We start from the raw sequence: 16,501 nt of genomic DNA, 5'->3' as shown, positions 1-16,501 counted from the left end.
ACAGATTCCACAGATTCCACAGATTCCACAGATTCCACAGATTCCACAGATTCCACAGATTCCACAGATTCCACAGAAGGATGTCTTATTTCCGTATCATTTAGCAATCGTAATCGTGTCAAAACAGATTTTCGACTCAATCGCTTAGATTGAGCTTTATTCATTTCAGCCAATAATTCAGTATATGGATCTACTTTTTGTACTGAATTTTTAATATCTAAACGAACAATACAATTTGCTTTTAAGCTGTCTTCACTCTCAACAACCAAGCATTTAATCCGCTCATTTAATTGTGGCTGTATCTCTGCGTTTGGAAAATCAGATACATGAAAATAAACAATACGTTGGTCTTTGACTAATTCAATACAGCCTGACTGATCTACAGCATCATATTGAACCACGATCCCCTTATAGAACATATATGAATTCTCTAGTTTTTATAATAATTTAAAATAAAAAAGGAAGCCCGAGAGCTTCCTTTTAATACTACTAAATTTTAATCTTTTTGCACACTACCAAAGATTTTATCTCCAGCATCGCCAAGACCCGGAACAATATAACCATTTTCATTTAAACCTTCATCTATTGAAGCAGTAAATATGGTTACATCTGGGTGTGCAGTTTCCACACGTTGAATGCCTTCAGGTGCAGCAACTAAAACCATGACACGAATATCTTTACAGCCACTCGCTTTCAATACATCAATAGCCGCAACCAAAGATGAACCTGTCGCAAGCATTGGGTCAATGATCATTGCTAAACGGTTTTGTACATCAGGAACAAGTTTTTTATAATATGTACGTGCTTCTAGTGTTTCTTCATCACGTTCTAAGCCAAGCACAGAAACTTTAGCACTTGGAATCAAGTTTAAAAATCCATCCAACATCCCAATACCAGCACGTAAAATAGGGACAACTGTAATTTTTTTACCAACGATACGATCTACAACAACTTTACCATTCCAGCCATCAATTTCATGGTCACATACAGGCAGGTCTTTTGTCGCTTCATAAGTAAGCAACATAGTAACTTCTTGCGCAAGTTCACGAAAATTCTTCGTACTTATATCTGCACGACGTAACAAACCCAATTTATGGCGAATAAGTGGATGGCGAATTTCTTGAATGGGCACGGGAGAACACCTAAAAAGAGAACAATAAATTTCCACTATTATAAATGTTTTTTATATAAGATATAAGAAAAGCCCTCAGTGTTTGAGGGCTTTTTTTGTTACTGCTAATCGTTTTTATAAATTATTGCTGTTGGCTCATCATCATATGAATTGGTGACAAAATCTCAGATTTAAGTGCCAAGTCAATTAATGGATCTGGATAGACACCAATAATTAAAACTAAAGCAGCCGCACCAAGTACCATCAAACCACCCACTTTTTGCCCCCAATGATCAGCGGCATCAATACGAGGAGTTTCAGGTGGTGTCATATACATCACAACCATCACACGTAAATAATAGTATAAACCAATACCACTACCCACAATAATCATAGCAGCCAAGAACCAATGCTGTGCTGTTACAGCAGACATTACAACCAAGAACTTACCAATAAAGCCAGCTGTTAATGGAATACCTGCAAGTGACAACATCATCACAGTTAATGTTGCAGTTAATACAGGACGACGCCAGAACAAACCACGATAATCAGCAAGTGATTCAGCTTCATCCACATTGTTATATGGACTCGACATTAATGCCACGGCACCAAATGCACCAATTGTTGTTAATGTATAGGTCGCAATATAAACCGTAACACTGCCTAAACTTGCATATGATGTACTTACTAATGCAATCAATAAATAACCAAAATGTGCAATTGAAGAGTAACCTAAAATACGTTTTAAGTTGACTTGACGCACAGCAAGGAAGTTACCGACCAAAATTGAAAGTACAGCAAGAATGGTAATGATCGTTACAATTGATGGGACTAAGATTGCACCAGAAGTCAAAATATAACGTACCAATAAACCAATTGTTGCAACTTTAGCCACAGTTGCCAAGAATGTTGCGATTGGCGCTGGCGCACCTTGATAAACATCAGGTGTCCATTTGTGGAATGGTGCAAGTGAAAGTTTAAAACCGATTGCAAAAATAATCAGACCTAAACCTAACACAACCATTGGCTGTTGAATTGCTTGGAATAATGCAGGCACAGCATCATAGAATGATAATGAACCTGTATATGCATAAACATATGCCATACCCATCAACAACATTGCAGAAGCGGTTGCAGAAAGAACTAAATACTTAATCCCTGCTTCCAACGATTTTGCACGTTGATGTGTATATGCCAATAAACCATATACTGGAATTGACATTAATTCTAAGCTAATAAAGAACGATGCAAAGTGTGAACTTGCTACCATTAACATTGCCCCTGCAACAGAGATCAACATTAAAATATAAAGTTCTTCACGATTGTCTTTATAAGTTTCAATATAAGCATGCGCTAAAGTACAACATGCCAAAGCAGCAACAATAGCAAGTAATTGATAGAACAATGTAAATGGATCAACCATAAACATGCCCATCACATTTGATGGTGCAAAATCACCACCAAACATCATAATCAAAATATCAAGTGCTGCAAGGTTTAAACCTACAACAGATGCTGTTGCAATCAAATTATGATTACGTTTGATTGCAGTTAAGATCATCACCACGACCGCAGTTAATGCGACGATCATGACAGGTGCCAAAGGCATGAGATCCGAAAATGACATTGTGAAGTTCATGACTATTGGATCTCCACATTTGTTTGAGAAACAACTTGTTGAGCTGCTTCAACGACTTCTTGAACAGGAATATAGCTATTTGCAATCCATGCCATACTTGAATTTGAAACATCCAAGAAAGTTTGTGGGTAGATACCTAACCAAACCAAACCAAGCGCACAAATGAGCAAAAGACCAATTTCACGTACATTCAAATCTTTTAACGGTGTAGCATAGTGTTTTTTCTGCTCTTCGTTTGGTGTACCAAACAAAGCTTTATGGATCAGAATCAAACCATATAAACCTGCAAACACTAAACTAATCGCAGCAATAATCGTAAATGTTGGGAATTTACCAAATGAACCCATCAAAATCAGGAATTCACCAATAAAGTTACCTAGACCAGGAATACCCACTAAAGCTGCAATAAAGAACATTAAGAAGAATGGTAAATATTGGAATTGACCACGAATACCACCCATCAAACGTAAATCACGTGTATGTAAACGCTCATACACTTGACCACACATAATGAACAATGCAGCAGAAGATAAACCATGAGCCAACATCATGATCATAAGACCTTGGAAGGTCAGGATATTACCTGCATAAAGTGCAAGTAACACGAAGCCCATGTGCGAAATAGATGTGTACGCAAGTAAGCGTTTCATATCTGTTTGTTGGAAAGCACAGATGGCGCCGTAGAACACACCAATTAAACCAAAGATGATGGCAATATCTGCAAATTGTGCAGATGCTGCTGGGAAGAATGGAATAACAAAACGAAGTAAACCATATGCCGCAGTTTTAATTAAGATACCTGCTAAGTCTACAGAACCTGCTGTAGGTGCTTGTGCATGGGCATCTGGTAACCAACCATGTAATGGGAAAACTGGCAGTTTTACTGCAAAGCCGATGAACATACAAATCATTAACGCATAAGCAATATGAGGTGCTTGTGCATCTAAAGTACGTGCAACAGCCATTAAGTAGTAGTAGTCAAAGCCAATCGTACCTGACATCATGTATCCATAGATCACAAGACCTAGAATACCAACAAGCATGATTAGACCTGCAACTTGTGTATAGATGAAGAACTTAGTTGCAGCATAAACACGTGATTTACCATCTGCGCCTTTATGACCCCAAAGTGCGATCAAGAAATAGATTGGTACAAGCATCATCTCCCAGAAGAAGAAGAACAAGAACAAATCAATTGCAAGGAATACACCGATTACCCCACCTAAAGACCATAAAAGGTTTAAGTGGAAGAAACCAACGTTCTTTTGAATTTCACCCCATGAACAACCTACTGCAAGTACACCAAGTAATGCAGTTAAGCCCACCATAAGAAGTGAAAGACCATCTATTGCCAAATGGATATTAATCCCTAAAGATTTAATCCATTCAACTTGAAATTGTGCTGCCCAAGCTGGAACTTGCTGTCCCAGCTCATATGTGAAGCCACCTTGACTCCAAAGCACACCTGTTAAGCCCAAAGTAATGAGCATACCAACTAATGCAATGTAACGAGGCAAATGGTCATCGAGCTTATCGACTAACCAGCAAATAAAACCTGCAATAAAAGGTACAAGAATTAATGCGGGTAAAATCCAATTGTTTGTGATTTCCATCTTATTTCCCCACTACCTGAATCACGATCAAGATCATCAGCAATACCACTACACCGAGTGACATACTTGATGCATATTCACGTAATGAACCTGTTTGACGGGTACTTGTAAACTTGTTACCACCTTTTACAATCGCAGGTAATACCAGCCATAAACCATCAATTGGATCACGACCTAAGATTTTTGCAATAAGTAAGTAAGGTTGAACAAATACAAGGTTATATAACGAATCGAATCCAAAAGCATTACGACAAATATTCGCTAAACCTGCACCAAATGAAGTTGCAGCAAAGCCTTTTACCGCTTGATATGCAAATGCAAACAAGACTACACCCACGACTAAACCAGCAAGTGCAATACCCACTGCTGTATATTCAGCAGAATGCATACCATGCATCAACGCTTCAGTTGGTACATTGAATACAGGAATTTGAGCTGCTGTTAACGCTTTTTCTACTGGTGCTTTTAAGAAATAAGCCAAACCTGTAGAAAGTACCGCCAAGATCCCTAAAGGTAACCAATAAGTCGCACCTTTGATCTCGTGATAAGGTGTATTTTCTTTGCCGAAGAATACAACCCAAATTAAGCGGAATGTATAAATAGACGTTAAGAATGCACCAGCAACACCAACCCAATACAACCAACCAAATGTCGCAATTGATTGACCTTGAACCCAAACTGCACCCAAGATTGCATCTTTAGAGAAGAAGCCGATCGTCACGAATGGAATCGCTGCAAGCGCACCACCACCGATGGCGAAACAAGCAAATAAGAATTTGTTTTTGTAGAACAAACCACCCATTTTGAAAATGTTTTGTTCGTGATGATAAGCCAAGATCACTGCACCAGAAGACAAGAATAATAATGCCTTGAAGAATGCGTGAGAAAGCATATGGAATAGACCTACTTGATAAGCTTCAGCACCTACAGCCATAAACATATAACCGAGCTGACTCATTGTTGAGTAAGCAAGAATACGTTTGATGTCGGTTTGCACCAATGCAGCAAAACCAGCAACCAATAATGTTACTGCACCTGTAATCGCAATGAATTGCATAATTTCAGGTGTCATTTCAAACACAGTGAACATACGGCAGCACAGGTAAACACCTGCTGTTACCATTGTTGCAGCGTGGATCAATGCAGATACTGGTGTAGGACCAGCCATTGCATCTGCTAACCATGTTTGTAATGGAATTTGTGCAGATTTACCCGCAGCACCTAAGAACAACATCAATGAAGTCCAAAGCGCAAGATTATGGTCAAGCGCTAAAACTTGAGAAGCATTCGCAACGATGGTACCAATATGTAAAGTACCAAACTGTTGGAAAAGCAAGAACATTGCGATGAGTAAGAATACATCACCTACACGTGTTACTGTGAATGCTTTGATTGCAGCAAAACCATTTGCAGGGTTTTGGTAGTAATAACCAATAAGTAGGTAAGAACACAGACCAACACCTTCCCAACCTAAGAATAATAACGCTAAGTTATCACCCAATACCAACACAAGCATGCTTGCTACGAATAGGTTGAAATAAGAGAAGAAACGTGCAAAGTCTTCTTCACCGCGCATATACCAGGTCGCGAAAATGTGAATAAGGAAACCTACACCTGTGATCATGCCCATCATTAATAATGACAAGCCATCTAAACTTAAAGTAACACCAGGAGCAAAACCACCAACATTGAACCATGTCCATAAGTTTTGAACATAGACAGGCTCACCGCTGTTGATAAATGCCATACCGCTGATCAATGCAAATAATGCTGATAAACCAACAGAACCCGCACCAATAATCGCAGCCACATTTTCAGGGAGTTTATTACGCCCTGCCGCTAAAAGGATAAAACCAATGAGCGGAAATAAAATTGTTAAATATAAATAGCTCATCCGCGCATCTCACTAGCAGCATCTACATCCAAGTGATGGAAGCGATGATAGAACTGAAGGACGATCGCAAGACCGATACACGCCTCTGCCGCAGCAAGGGTCAAAATTAAGATAAACATAATTTGACCATCAGGTTGTACCCAAGCACTTCCTGCCACGACAAATGCAAGCGCAGCTGCATTCATCATGATTTCAAGGCTCATTAACATAAATAGTAAGTTGCGACGTACCATTACACCGTAAAAGCCCAGTGCAAAAAGAATAGACGCAACAATCAAACCATGCTCTAAAGGGATATTGCCCATTATTCTTGCCCCTCTTCTGCACTTGGTTCACGTTTACCTAAGTGGAATGCTGCAACCAATGCTGCAAGCAATAACATTGCGGCTACTTCAACCAATAGTAAGTAATGTGTAAAGAGTGCTTGACCAATCGCTTTAGGACCCACAACTTGTGTACCTAAAACTAAAGTAGATTGTGTATAGTCAGAAGAAAGCATCCAAACCAAACATAAACCGACCAAGAAACTCATAAGTGCAGGATAAGCCCACGCACCTGAAGATAACCATTTACGCTCTTGCTCAACAGTATGTTGACCAAGATTGAGCATCATCACCACGAATACGAACAACACCATGATCGCACCTGCATAGACAATAATCTCTAATGCAGCAGCAAATGGCGCTCCAATCGTTAAGAAAATACCTGAAACTGCAAGTAAAGAGACAATCAGACTCAGTAAAGCATGTACTGGATTTGTGTTAGTCACAACACGAACCGTAGAAACAATGGCCACGAGAGCCATTAAATAAAATGGCCACATCATGGTAATAAGCTCCGTACATCAACAGGTGCGCTTTCACGTTGCGCTTGACCTTTCTCTTTACCGTCAATGCTCATACCTGTTACACGATAGAAGTTGTAGTCAGGGTATTTACCAGGTCCAGAAATGAGTAAGTTTTCTTTCTCATAGACTAGATCTTGACGTACATATTCACCTAACTCGAAATCAGGTGTAAGTTGGATTGCTGTGGTTGGACAAGCTTCTTCACACATACCGCAGAAAATGCAACGTGAGAAGTTGATACGGAAAAATTCAGGATACCAACGTCCGTCTTCTTTCTCCGCTTTCTGTAATGAGATACAGCCAACAGGACATGCAACCGCACATAAGTTACACGCAACACAACGCTCTTCGCCATCTGGGTCACGTGTTAATACGATACGACCACGGTAGCGTGGAGGTACGATTTGTTCGGCTGGTACTTCTGGATACAAAATCGTATCACGTGGACGAGTCGCATGGCTAAACACCATCCACAATGAACGAACGATTGATCCTACGCCAGCTAGAATTTTATACATTTTGTACTCCCTGCTGTCCTAGGCTTGATTCATCAAAATCACAGCGCCAGTCACCAAAAGGTTGACCACTGCAAGCGGCAAACACACCTTCCAACCAAAGTTCATCACTTGGTCATAACGTGGACGCATTAAAGAACCACGAGCCAAGACAAACATCATCACAAAGAATGCTGTTTTGATAATGAACCAGAACGCATCTGGGATGAATGGAATGTTTAAGTTAAACGGTGCTAACCAACCACCAAAGAATAAAGTCACGATCAATGCAGAAATTAAGATGATGTTGACGTATTCAGCAACGAAGAACATCCCCCATTTCATACCACCGTACTCGACATGGTAACCTTCAGCCAATTCTTGCTCAGCTTCTGGTTGGTCAAATGGATGACGATGCGTCACCGCAACACCTGCAACCACGAAGATCATGAAACCAATGAACTGAGGAATCACAAACCAGACATCACGTTGTGCTTCTACAATGTCACGCAAGTTGAATGAACCCGCAATCGCAACTACACCCATTAACGAAATCCCTAAGAAAACTTCATAAGAAATCGTTTGAGCAGCAGAACGTAAACCACCAAGTAACGCGTATTTGTTATTCGAAGACCAACCACCAAATAACACGGCATACACTGCGATACCTGCCATTGCCATAAAGAACAATAAGCTGATGCTCATGTCTGCAACACCTAAATAAGGTGAAACAGGAATAACCATGAACGAAAGTACCGCAGTTGCCATTGCAACTGCTGGTGCTAAACGGAATGTTAATTTGTCTACAAATTTTGGTGTCCAGTCTTCTTTGAACATGATTTTGAGCATGTCCGCAACGATCTGGAACATCCCGCCTGGACCTACACGGTTTGGACCATAACGGTCTTGCCATAAGCCTAGTAAACGACGCTCAATAAAAGACATCAAAGCAGCAAGCAACACAACGACCAACAAGATCACAATCGCTTGGATCACGCTATAAGCGATTGGCCAATCTTGTGCCCATGTCGGGAGGGCGCGTAAAGTTTCGTTCATGAATTACACTCCTACCGCCACAGATACAGGCTCTGCAAGAGAAACGGTCGGCGCTTGTCCAACTGGATATCCGATATAACCTGTAGGTAAATATTCAATCACTTGAACTGGCAGACTAATGGTTGTTTCACCTGCTTTCACAGTCAGTTTCTGACCATCTTGCACATTCAAGCGTGCTGCATCTTGCTCACCCACAGCAAACATTGCTTCAGGAATACGCGATTCCATTGCAGCTGTTTTCACAGTGAATTCACCAGAAGCAAAAATATGGTGCATTGGCACTAAACGGAAGCTGTCTGGGTTTGCCACAACTGCTGTTGGTGCAACATAGCTACGTACTGGACGTTTCGGTAAACGATCAAATAAACGTACGCCAGAATCACCACCTTTTAAATGACCACCCACTTCATCTTGATATTTATTCCAAGATTGTGGAGAGTTCCAACCTGGTGCCCATGCAAATGGAACCAATGCTGCAGGTGTCTGATTACCGACATAACCTTCCATAGAGAACGTTAATGCTGAATCTTTATCTACAGGTTGTTTTGGCTCATGAACATTAAGTGGCGCACGCATCGCAGTACGACCTGAGTAACGACGTGGTTCACGCGCAATTTTCAAGCCATGAATACGGTAACCTGCATCAGGCGCAACATCTTGAATGGCTTGTAGTGCAGGTACATTGTTTACAACGCTTTCAATCACGTCGTCGAGCAATGTCCAAGAAATCGCTTTACCTTTCACACCCGTTTCAATGGCATGTAACCAACGCCAAGACTCTTTGATCGCAAGTTCAGGTTTGTAATAGCTTGGGTCATACACTTGATAGAAACGTTGTGCACGTCCTTCTTGTGAAACCACTGTACCGTCACCTTCAGCGAAACTTGCAGCAGATAAAACAACATCCGCAGCTTTTACAGTTTCAGTTTCTGAATGATCCAATACAATTACGCTTTGCGCTTTGTCTAATGCCGCTTGAACTTGTGCAGCAGGTAAACGACGGAATAAGTCATTTTCCATGATGATGACTGAGTCATAATCTTGTGCAAACGCTTGTTCTAAACTTAAACCACCAAACAATGCCAAGCCCATTGAGTTCACTTCAGGAACAGTCAATGTTAAGCCTGCTGTTGAACCAAGATTCTGTGCAACTTGTGCAGCAGCTTCCATGATTGCAGCGTCTTGTAAGCTTGTACCAGAGATGATGAGTGGTTTTTTCGCAGCTTTTAAAGTATCAGCAATGGTTTGTGCAAATGCTTTCGCATCATCATCCAAACCAAGAATCGCTTCACCTTTCACACCCGCAGCAATTGCAAAACCTAAACGCGCAATGTCGTTTGGAGAAGCAACCACTTCACCTGTCGCAACATCAGCAAGACGTGTTTGCGTCGCAGCTAAGATATAAATCGGAGATTTTGCATCTTGGCCAATACGTTTAACAGGTTCTGCCAGCCATTCTTGCGTACGACGTTCTGCCGCCATTTCTTTGGCTTTGTTTTTCGCCGCCTGACGAACAGACAATGCCATACGTGGCGCAGTTTGCGTTAAGTCTTCACCTAAGATCAATACTGCATCATAGCTTTCGATTTCACGCATATTCGGGTTATAAACACCCTCTGTTTGCATGATTGATGCAGCCAATTCAACCAAGTTTTGCTCTTTTTGAGACAGACCTGTTGAATAGTTCTCTTGACCAACCAACTCACGTAATGCGAAGTTTGATTCAAGTGATGCACGTGGAGAACCAATACCCAAGACTTTTTTACCTTGAACATTGGCAATCACAGAATCCAAAGCTGTATCGACAGAAACAGTTTGTACATCAGCGCCATTACGGAATTGTGGTTGACGTGGACGATCTTCACGGTTGACATAACCTGTACCGAAACGACCTTTATCACAAAGGAAGTATTGGTTTACTTCACCGTTGAAACGGTTTTCTACACGACGTAACTCACCATAGCGTTCACCCGGTGAAATGTTACAACCTGAAGAACAGCCTTGGCATACGCTTGGCGCATACTGCATGTCCCATTTACGGTTATAACGTGCAGAATGTGTTTTGTCGGTGAATACTCCTGTTGGACACACTTCTGTCAAGTTACCAGAGAATTCTGATTCTAAAGTCCCTGATTCTGGACGACCAAAGTAAACACGTGATGCGTTGGCATACACACCGAAGTCTGTACCGCCCGCATAATCGTTGTAGTAACGAACACAACGGTAACATGCGATACAACGGTTCATTTCATGTGAAATAAATGAACCCAACTCTTGGTTATAATGCGTACGTTTAGTAAAACGATAGCGACGACGATCGTGTTGCGTCATCACAGTCATATCTTGAAGATGACAGTGACCACCCTCTTCACAGACTGGACAGTCATGTGGGTGATTGGTCATCAAAAATTCCACGATAGATTCACGGAAATCTTTTGCTTCTTTGTCTTCAATCGAAATATAGGTATTGTCAGACGCAGGCGTCATACATGACATGACCAAGCGACCACGAGTATCTTCGGGATTCGCATATTGAGTCACAGCACACTGACGGCAAGAACCAACAGAACCTAAGGATGGATGCCAACAAAAATATGGGATGTCGATGCCAAGGCTCAAACATGCTTGTAGCAAGTTTTCCGAACCATTGACTTCGTACGATTTTCCATCGACATGAATTGTAGCCATAGTCGAATTCCTTAAGCTTGTTCTACGTTGCGAGTTTGAGCAGCCGCATTTACGACTTTTGCTTCAAATTCACCACGGAAATGTTTGAGTGCACCCATGAGTGGCTCCATCGCACCTGGTGCGTGGGCACAGAAGGTCTTACCGATCCACAACTTACGAGTCAATTCTTGTAAGTGATCGATATCCTCTTGTTTACCTGTACCATCTTCCAGAGCTTTAAGCGCTTTAACTGCCCACGGCAAGCCATCACGGCAAGGGGTACAGAAACCACATGATTCACGTGCAAAGAATTCTTCAAGGTTACGTGTAGCTGAAACCATACACTGAGTTTCATCAACAACCATCAACAAGCAAGTACCTAAACGTGAGCCTGCTTTCATGATGCTTTCTGCATCCATTGGCAAGTCAATATGTTCAGCAGCAAGGAAGTCAGTTGATGCACCTCCTGGTAACCATGCTTTAAGCGTTAAGCCATCACGCATACCACCGGCATGATCTTCAATCACTTCACGTGCAGTGGTACCAAATGGAAGCTCCCATAAACCTGGGAATTTCACTTTACCTGAAGCACCATAAATTTTGGTACCTGGGTCTTTGGATTTACCTGCAGATAAGCCGATATACCACTCAGGACCACGCAACATAATCGCTGGCAAGTTGTTATAGGTCTCTACGTTATTAACAATCGTAGGACGACCCCAAGCCCCTGCAACCTGTGGGAATGGTGGTTTGGTACGCGGGTTAGCACGGCGACCTTCAAGCGAGTTAATCAATGCAGTTTCTTCACCACAAATATAACGCCCTGCACCAGTATGCACATGTAAATCAAAGCTCCATCCTGAATCTAGGATGTTATCACCCAAATAACCTTTAGCACGAATTTGTTCTAAAGCTTCATTTAAGTATTGCGCAGCTTCGATATATTCACCACGAATGAAGATATAACCTTGAGTTGCTTCAAGCGTATAACCTGCAATGAGCATCCCTTCGATCAATTGATGTGGAAGATCTTCCATCAACAAACGGTCTTTGAATGTCCCTGGTTCCATTTCATCGGCATTACAGATCAGGTAACGAGGACCACCATCATTTGGCGCCATCAATGACCATTTAATCCCTGCTGGGAAACCTGCACCACCACGACCTTTTACAGTCGCAGCCTTAATCACATCAAGTACTTCAGCGGGTTTCATGCCCAATGCTTTTTTAAAGCCTGCATAACCTTCAAGCGCTTCGTAATCATCTGCACTACGAACAAATTCCTGCTTACTCAAACGCCATGTTAATGGGTGAGTTTCAGGGTTACCGTCGCCATAAATTGGTTTTGGTTCAGTATTCATACATACTTCTCCAATAACTGTTTAATTGATGTCACTTCAACTAAGCCGTGAGTATCTTCATCAATCATCAAGGTAGGACCTTTGTCGCAATTTCCTAAGCAGCAAATTGGCAATAAAGTAAAACGACCATCAGCAGTCGTTTGACCATATTGAATGCCTAATTCACGTTGAAATGCTTCTGCCAAAGTTTCCGCACCCATCAAGAAACATGCAATCGAATCACATAACAAAATTACGTGACGACCCACAGGTTGACGGTAAATACGGTTATAGAATGTTGCTACACCTTCAAGGTCAGCAAGGCTCATACTCAACATTTGAGCAATCGCATTCATTTGCGCATCATCAACCCAACCATTACGGCGTTGTACGTGTTTTAACGCATCTAAACATGCTGCACGTGGGTATGGATAATGTTCAATGTGATGTTGAATTTCATGGATTTCTTCCGCAGTCAAAATCCCTTCAACATTCACACGTGGCTTTTTATCAGTCAAAATCATCATAATGCGTTTACCCCTTAGCGATCCACGTCAGCCATAACGACATCAATCGTCGCTAAATAAATGATCAAGTCAGATACAAGACTGCCGTTAATCACGGAAGGTATTTGCTGTAAATGCGTGAAGGTTGGTGTACGAATACGGGTACGATAACTCATGGTTGACTTATCAGAAGTCAGATAGTAGTTAGACGCACCTTTTACCACTTCCGCCATTACAGACGCTTCGCCTGCTGGCATTACAGGACCCCATGACACGCTCAAGAAGTGCGTAATCAAAGTTTCAATATCTTGTAAAGTCTTATCTTTTGGTGGTGGAACTGCCAATGGATGATCTGCTTTATACGGACCAGATGGCATATTATCTAAACATTGCTTCACGATTTTTAATGATTCTTCGATTTCACGATAGTGAACCATTACACGTGCATAAGCATCGCCTTCATACTCTAATGGCACTTCGAAATCATAGTTTTCGTAGCCACTGTATGGACGATATTTACGAACGTCAAAATCAATCCCTGTTGCACGTAGACCAGTACCTGTTACGCCCCAAGCCAATGCAGATTTTGCATCATACTGAGCAACATTACGGGTACGACCAATAAACACAGAGTTTTTCAATGCCGCAGTATGATATTCCTTCAAACGTTTTGGCATCCATTCGAGAATTTCACGAATCAGTTTTTGCCAGTTGTTTGGAAGGTCATGTGCTGTACCACCGATACGGAACCATGCTGGGTGCATACGGAAACCTGTGATCGCTTCAATTGCGTCATAGATTTTTTGACGGTCCGCGAACATATAGAATACAGGGGTCATACCACCCGCATCCTGAATCGCAGTACCGATATACAACAAGTGGTTATTGATCCGGAACAGTTCAGACATCATCACACGGATACATTGCGCACGATCAGGAACAGTAATTCCTGCCATTTGCTCCACACCCATCACATAAGGCATGTTTTGCGCACAACCACCCAGGTAGTCAACACGGTCAGTATACGGAATGAATGAATGCCAGGTCTGACGCTCAGCCATCTTTTCCACACCACGGTGGTGATAACCGATATCAGGCACACAGTCTTTGACTTCTTCACCGTCCAACTGCAAAATCACACGGAACGCACCGTGTGCAGATGGATGGTTAGGACCTAAGTTTAGGAACATGAAGTCTTCGTCTGCGTTACCGCGCGTTAACCCCCAATCTTCTGGTACAAAGCGAAGATGTTCTTGTTCGAAATCTTGTTTTGCTTTGTCTTGCATATACGGTGTGTATTCCGTTGCACGTGCAGAATATTCTTTACGTAACGGATGACCTTCCCAATAGGTTGGTAACAAAATACGACGAAGCATCGGATGCCCTTCGAAGTTGATCCCGAACATATCGTAAGCTTCACGCTCGTACCAGTTGGCATTTGGCCAAATATTGGTTGCTGTTGGAATGTTAATATCATTCTCATTCAACGCAACTTTGATACGAATATCACTATTACGCTCTAAAGAAAGCAAGTGATAAAACACAGTGAAGTCAGAATCAGGTAAACCATCACGATGGGTACGTAAACGCTCATCTACTGCAGACAAGTCGAACAGCATCACATAAGGACGTGATACTGTACGCAAGTACATCAAAACTTCTTGTACACGTGCGCGCTCAACCCAGACCGTTGGAAAATCTTCAAAGGTCGGTTGCACGTAAAAGTTCTCACCAAACTTGGTTTTGAGATCTTCTACAATCGCAAATGCTGGGCGTGAATCAACAGGTGTTGACTCTGGCATAGCAATTTCAGTTTCAGCCATTGGCTTGGCTTCCTATTTAATACAAATTCTGTGAAATTTCCTGACGACCATGCCCTTCAGGCATGTCAAATATTCATCAGAAAAAATTACTCAATTTCATCCATAGAGCGTAAGTTTTTCACTGCAATACGTTCAGCATTCTTACGATCACGTTCTGGCATCATCTTTGGCTTATATACAGGCTGAAGATCATCACCAATCACCGCAGAAAGCGGACGACGCTCTAATTGAATTTGGTCTTGTAACAACATTAATGCTTGGATTAATGCTTCTGGACGTGGAGGACAACCAGGGACATAAACGTCAACAGGAATGATTTTATCCACACCCTGTACAACTGAATAAATGTCGTACATACCACCAGAGTTAGCACAAGCACCCATTGAAATGACCCATTTCGGCTCAAGCATTTGCTCATATAAGCGCTGAATAACAGGCGCCATTTTCACAAAGCAAGTTCCTGCAACGATCATCAAGTCTGCCTGACGAGGTGAAGCACGAATAACCTCAGCACCGAAACGTGACAAATCATGCACACCTGTTAAAGTTGTTGCATATTCAACGTAACAGCAAGATGTACCAAAGTTAAAAGGCCATAATGAGTTTTTACGACCCCAGTTCACAGCTGTATGCAATACATCCTCTAAACGAGTCATGAATACATTTTTATTCACTTCTTCTTCAAGTGGATCAGTCACAATTTGACGATCTTGAAGTGGATATTGCTCAGCTTCTGGATTCGCACGGGTTAAGGTATATTTCATTCCCGAGTTACTCCTTGTTCAGTGACATAGTCGGTGTTTTATCTTTCACACGACCTGATGATTGAGCTGGAATTGTTCCTGTAGGGTCCATCACCAACTCCTCAATAGAATTGAAGCGGGTAATTTCTGCAAGATCCATATTTGGTGAACCTACTTTAGGTTTGATACCTGCTGCTTTACGACGATCTGAAGGCGCCCAGTTCAACGCACCTGTTGAAAGTTCATAAACCAAACCAACAAGCAAAACTAAAATAAATACAGCAGCGGCTGCAAAACCAACCCAACCTACTTCACGAACAGAAGTTGCCCATGCATATAGATAAAGTGCTTCTAAGTCGAACACGACAAAGAAAATTGCAACCAAATAGAATTTTGCAGATAAGCGGATACGTGCACCACCAGCACCTACCACACCTGATTCAAATTGCTCTTGCTTTGCACGTCCCCATGATTTACCCCCAAGGAGCAAAGGAACAGTAAGCATAAAGACACATAGAAATGTAACGCCGATCACGAAGGCGATGATTGCCCAATCGTATGGAGTAATGGCACTCATGCGGGGATAACTCCTGGCAGGCCTATTATTAACAAAGAATGTATGTATTGGCCTTGTAAATACACCAAACACAAAATAAATCTGCGTAATTGTACCCGATTGCTGTCATCAGTTGCTAGTTCATCCCTCTAAGTCTTTCGGATGATTTTTTAATCTTTTTTAGCTATTGACATATATTTAAAGCAATCTGA

The 16,501-nt window shown here is 41.7% G+C and carries 14 protein-coding genes and 1 pseudogene; all 15 read right to left on the bottom strand.

The window, feature by feature from the left end; translation table 11 throughout:
- Window positions 1–419 (bottom strand): annotated as a pseudogene (locus tag HX124_RS00745) (hypothetical protein); the annotation flags it as partial.
- 77 nt (window positions 420–496) lie between these two features.
- Entirely contained in the window at window positions 497–1,132 is a 636-nt protein-coding gene (upp, locus tag HX124_RS00740; protein WP_107009472.1) for a uracil phosphoribosyltransferase, read from the bottom strand.
- A 121-nt stretch (window positions 1,133–1,253) separates the two neighbouring features.
- Complete coding sequence (gene nuoN / locus HX124_RS00735) at window positions 1,254–2,750, bottom strand: NADH-quinone oxidoreductase subunit NuoN (RefSeq protein ID WP_107009473.1); 1,497 nt, start codon at window positions 2,748–2,750, stop codon at window positions 1,254–1,256.
- A 2-nt stretch (window positions 2,751–2,752) separates the two neighbouring features.
- Window positions 2,753–4,357: an NADH-quinone oxidoreductase subunit M gene (gene nuoM / locus HX124_RS00730; protein WP_171405157.1), complete on the bottom strand. Its 1,605-nt coding sequence runs from the start codon at window positions 4,355–4,357 to the stop codon at window positions 2,753–2,755.
- Between the two features lie 7 nt (window positions 4,358–4,364).
- Entirely contained in the window at window positions 4,365–6,257 is a 1,893-nt protein-coding gene (gene nuoL / locus HX124_RS00725) for an NADH-quinone oxidoreductase subunit L (RefSeq protein ID WP_286381642.1), read from the bottom strand.
- The gene (gene nuoK / locus HX124_RS00720) at window positions 6,254–6,562 is read right to left on the bottom strand and encodes an NADH-quinone oxidoreductase subunit NuoK (RefSeq protein ID WP_065993679.1); all 309 of its coding nucleotides are present in this window, start codon (window positions 6,560–6,562) and stop codon (window positions 6,254–6,256) included. The genes nuoL and nuoK overlap by 4 nt, the downstream gene beginning before the upstream one ends.
- A complete protein-coding gene (gene nuoJ, locus HX124_RS00715) occupies window positions 6,562–7,080 on the bottom strand; it encodes an NADH-quinone oxidoreductase subunit J (protein ID WP_171405158.1) in 519 nt (172 codons plus the stop codon). The genes nuoK and nuoJ overlap by 1 nt, the downstream gene beginning before the upstream one ends.
- On the bottom strand, window positions 7,080–7,622 hold the full coding sequence (gene nuoI, locus HX124_RS00710) for an NADH-quinone oxidoreductase subunit NuoI (protein ID WP_107009477.1): 543 nt from the start codon (window positions 7,620–7,622) through the stop codon (window positions 7,080–7,082). The genes nuoJ and nuoI overlap by 1 nt, the downstream gene beginning before the upstream one ends.
- 18 nt (window positions 7,623–7,640) lie before the next feature.
- The gene (gene nuoH, locus HX124_RS00705; RefSeq protein WP_107009478.1) at window positions 7,641–8,654 is read right to left on the bottom strand and encodes an NADH-quinone oxidoreductase subunit NuoH; all 1,014 of its coding nucleotides are present in this window, start codon (window positions 8,652–8,654) and stop codon (window positions 7,641–7,643) included.
- A 3-nt stretch (window positions 8,655–8,657) separates the two neighbouring features.
- Window positions 8,658–11,342, bottom strand: coding sequence for an NADH-quinone oxidoreductase subunit NuoG (gene nuoG / locus HX124_RS00700; protein WP_286381641.1), 2,685 nt, complete (start codon window positions 11,340–11,342; stop codon window positions 8,658–8,660).
- A gap of 11 nt (window positions 11,343–11,353) precedes the next feature.
- Window positions 11,354–12,682, bottom strand: a complete 1,329-nt coding sequence (nuoF, locus tag HX124_RS00695; protein WP_107009480.1) for an NADH-quinone oxidoreductase subunit NuoF — start codon at window positions 12,680–12,682, stop codon at window positions 11,354–11,356.
- Window positions 12,679–13,188, bottom strand: coding sequence for an NADH-quinone oxidoreductase subunit NuoE (nuoE, locus tag HX124_RS00690; RefSeq protein ID WP_286381640.1), 510 nt, complete (start codon window positions 13,186–13,188; stop codon window positions 12,679–12,681). Before nuoE ends, nuoF begins: the two co-directional genes overlap by 4 nt.
- Window positions 13,189–13,202: 14 nt before the next feature.
- Complete coding sequence (nuoC, locus tag HX124_RS00685; RefSeq protein ID WP_286381639.1) at window positions 13,203–14,990, bottom strand: NADH-quinone oxidoreductase subunit C/D; 1,788 nt, start codon at window positions 14,988–14,990, stop codon at window positions 13,203–13,205.
- 86 nt (window positions 14,991–15,076) lie between these two features.
- Window positions 15,077–15,754 carry a NuoB/complex I 20 kDa subunit family protein gene (locus HX124_RS00680; protein ID WP_004827935.1) on the bottom strand — a complete coding sequence of 226 codons (678 nt, stop codon included), beginning with the start codon at window positions 15,752–15,754 and terminating at the stop codon, window positions 15,077–15,079.
- Between the two features lie 7 nt (window positions 15,755–15,761).
- On the bottom strand, window positions 15,762–16,310 hold the full coding sequence (ndhC, locus tag HX124_RS00675) for an NADH-quinone oxidoreductase subunit A (protein WP_107009483.1): 549 nt from the start codon (window positions 16,308–16,310) through the stop codon (window positions 15,762–15,764).
- Between the last annotated feature and the right edge of the window lie 191 nt (window positions 16,311–16,501).

The organism is Acinetobacter sp. 226-1 (assembly GCF_030329325.1).
In the GTDB taxonomy this organism is placed as follows: domain Bacteria; phylum Pseudomonadota; class Gammaproteobacteria; order Pseudomonadales; family Moraxellaceae; genus Acinetobacter; species Acinetobacter sichuanensis.
This window is presented reverse-complemented; position numbering and strand designations above follow the sequence as displayed.

Coding starts and splice junctions, on each gene's coding strand:
- nuoJ (WP_171405158.1), bottom strand. CDS start 7,080: ATGTGGCCATTTTATTTAATGGCTCTCGTGGCCATTGTTTCTACGGTT.
- HX124_RS00680 (WP_004827935.1), bottom strand. CDS start 15,754: ATGAAATATACCTTAACCCGTGCGAATCCAGAAGCTGAGCAATATCCA.
- nuoN (WP_107009473.1), bottom strand. CDS start 2,750: ATGAACTTCACAATGTCATTTTCGGATCTCATGCCTTTGGCACCTGTC.
- nuoI (WP_107009477.1), bottom strand. CDS start 7,622: ATGTATAAAATTCTAGCTGGCGTAGGATCAATCGTTCGTTCATTGTGG.
- nuoE (WP_286381640.1), bottom strand. CDS start 13,188: ATGATGATTTTGACTGATAAAAAGCCACGTGTGAATGTTGAAGGGATT.
- nuoH (WP_107009478.1), bottom strand. CDS start 8,654: ATGAACGAAACTTTACGCGCCCTCCCGACATGGGCACAAGATTGGCCA.
- nuoF (WP_107009480.1), bottom strand. CDS start 12,682: ATGAATACTGAACCAAAACCAATTTATGGCGACGGTAACCCTGAAACT.
- nuoL (WP_286381642.1), bottom strand. CDS start 6,257: ATGAGCTATTTATATTTAACAATTTTATTTCCGCTCATTGGTTTTATC.
- nuoG (WP_286381641.1), bottom strand. CDS start 11,342: ATGGCTACAATTCATGTCGATGGAAAATCGTACGAAGTCAATGGTTCG.
- ndhC (WP_107009483.1), bottom strand. CDS start 16,310: ATGAGTGCCATTACTCCATACGATTGGGCAATCATCGCCTTCGTGATC.
- nuoK (WP_065993679.1), bottom strand. CDS start 6,562: ATGGGCAATATCCCTTTAGAGCATGGTTTGATTGTTGCGTCTATTCTT.
- nuoC (WP_286381639.1), bottom strand. CDS start 14,990: ATGGCTGAAACTGAAATTGCTATGCCAGAGTCAACACCTGTTGATTCA.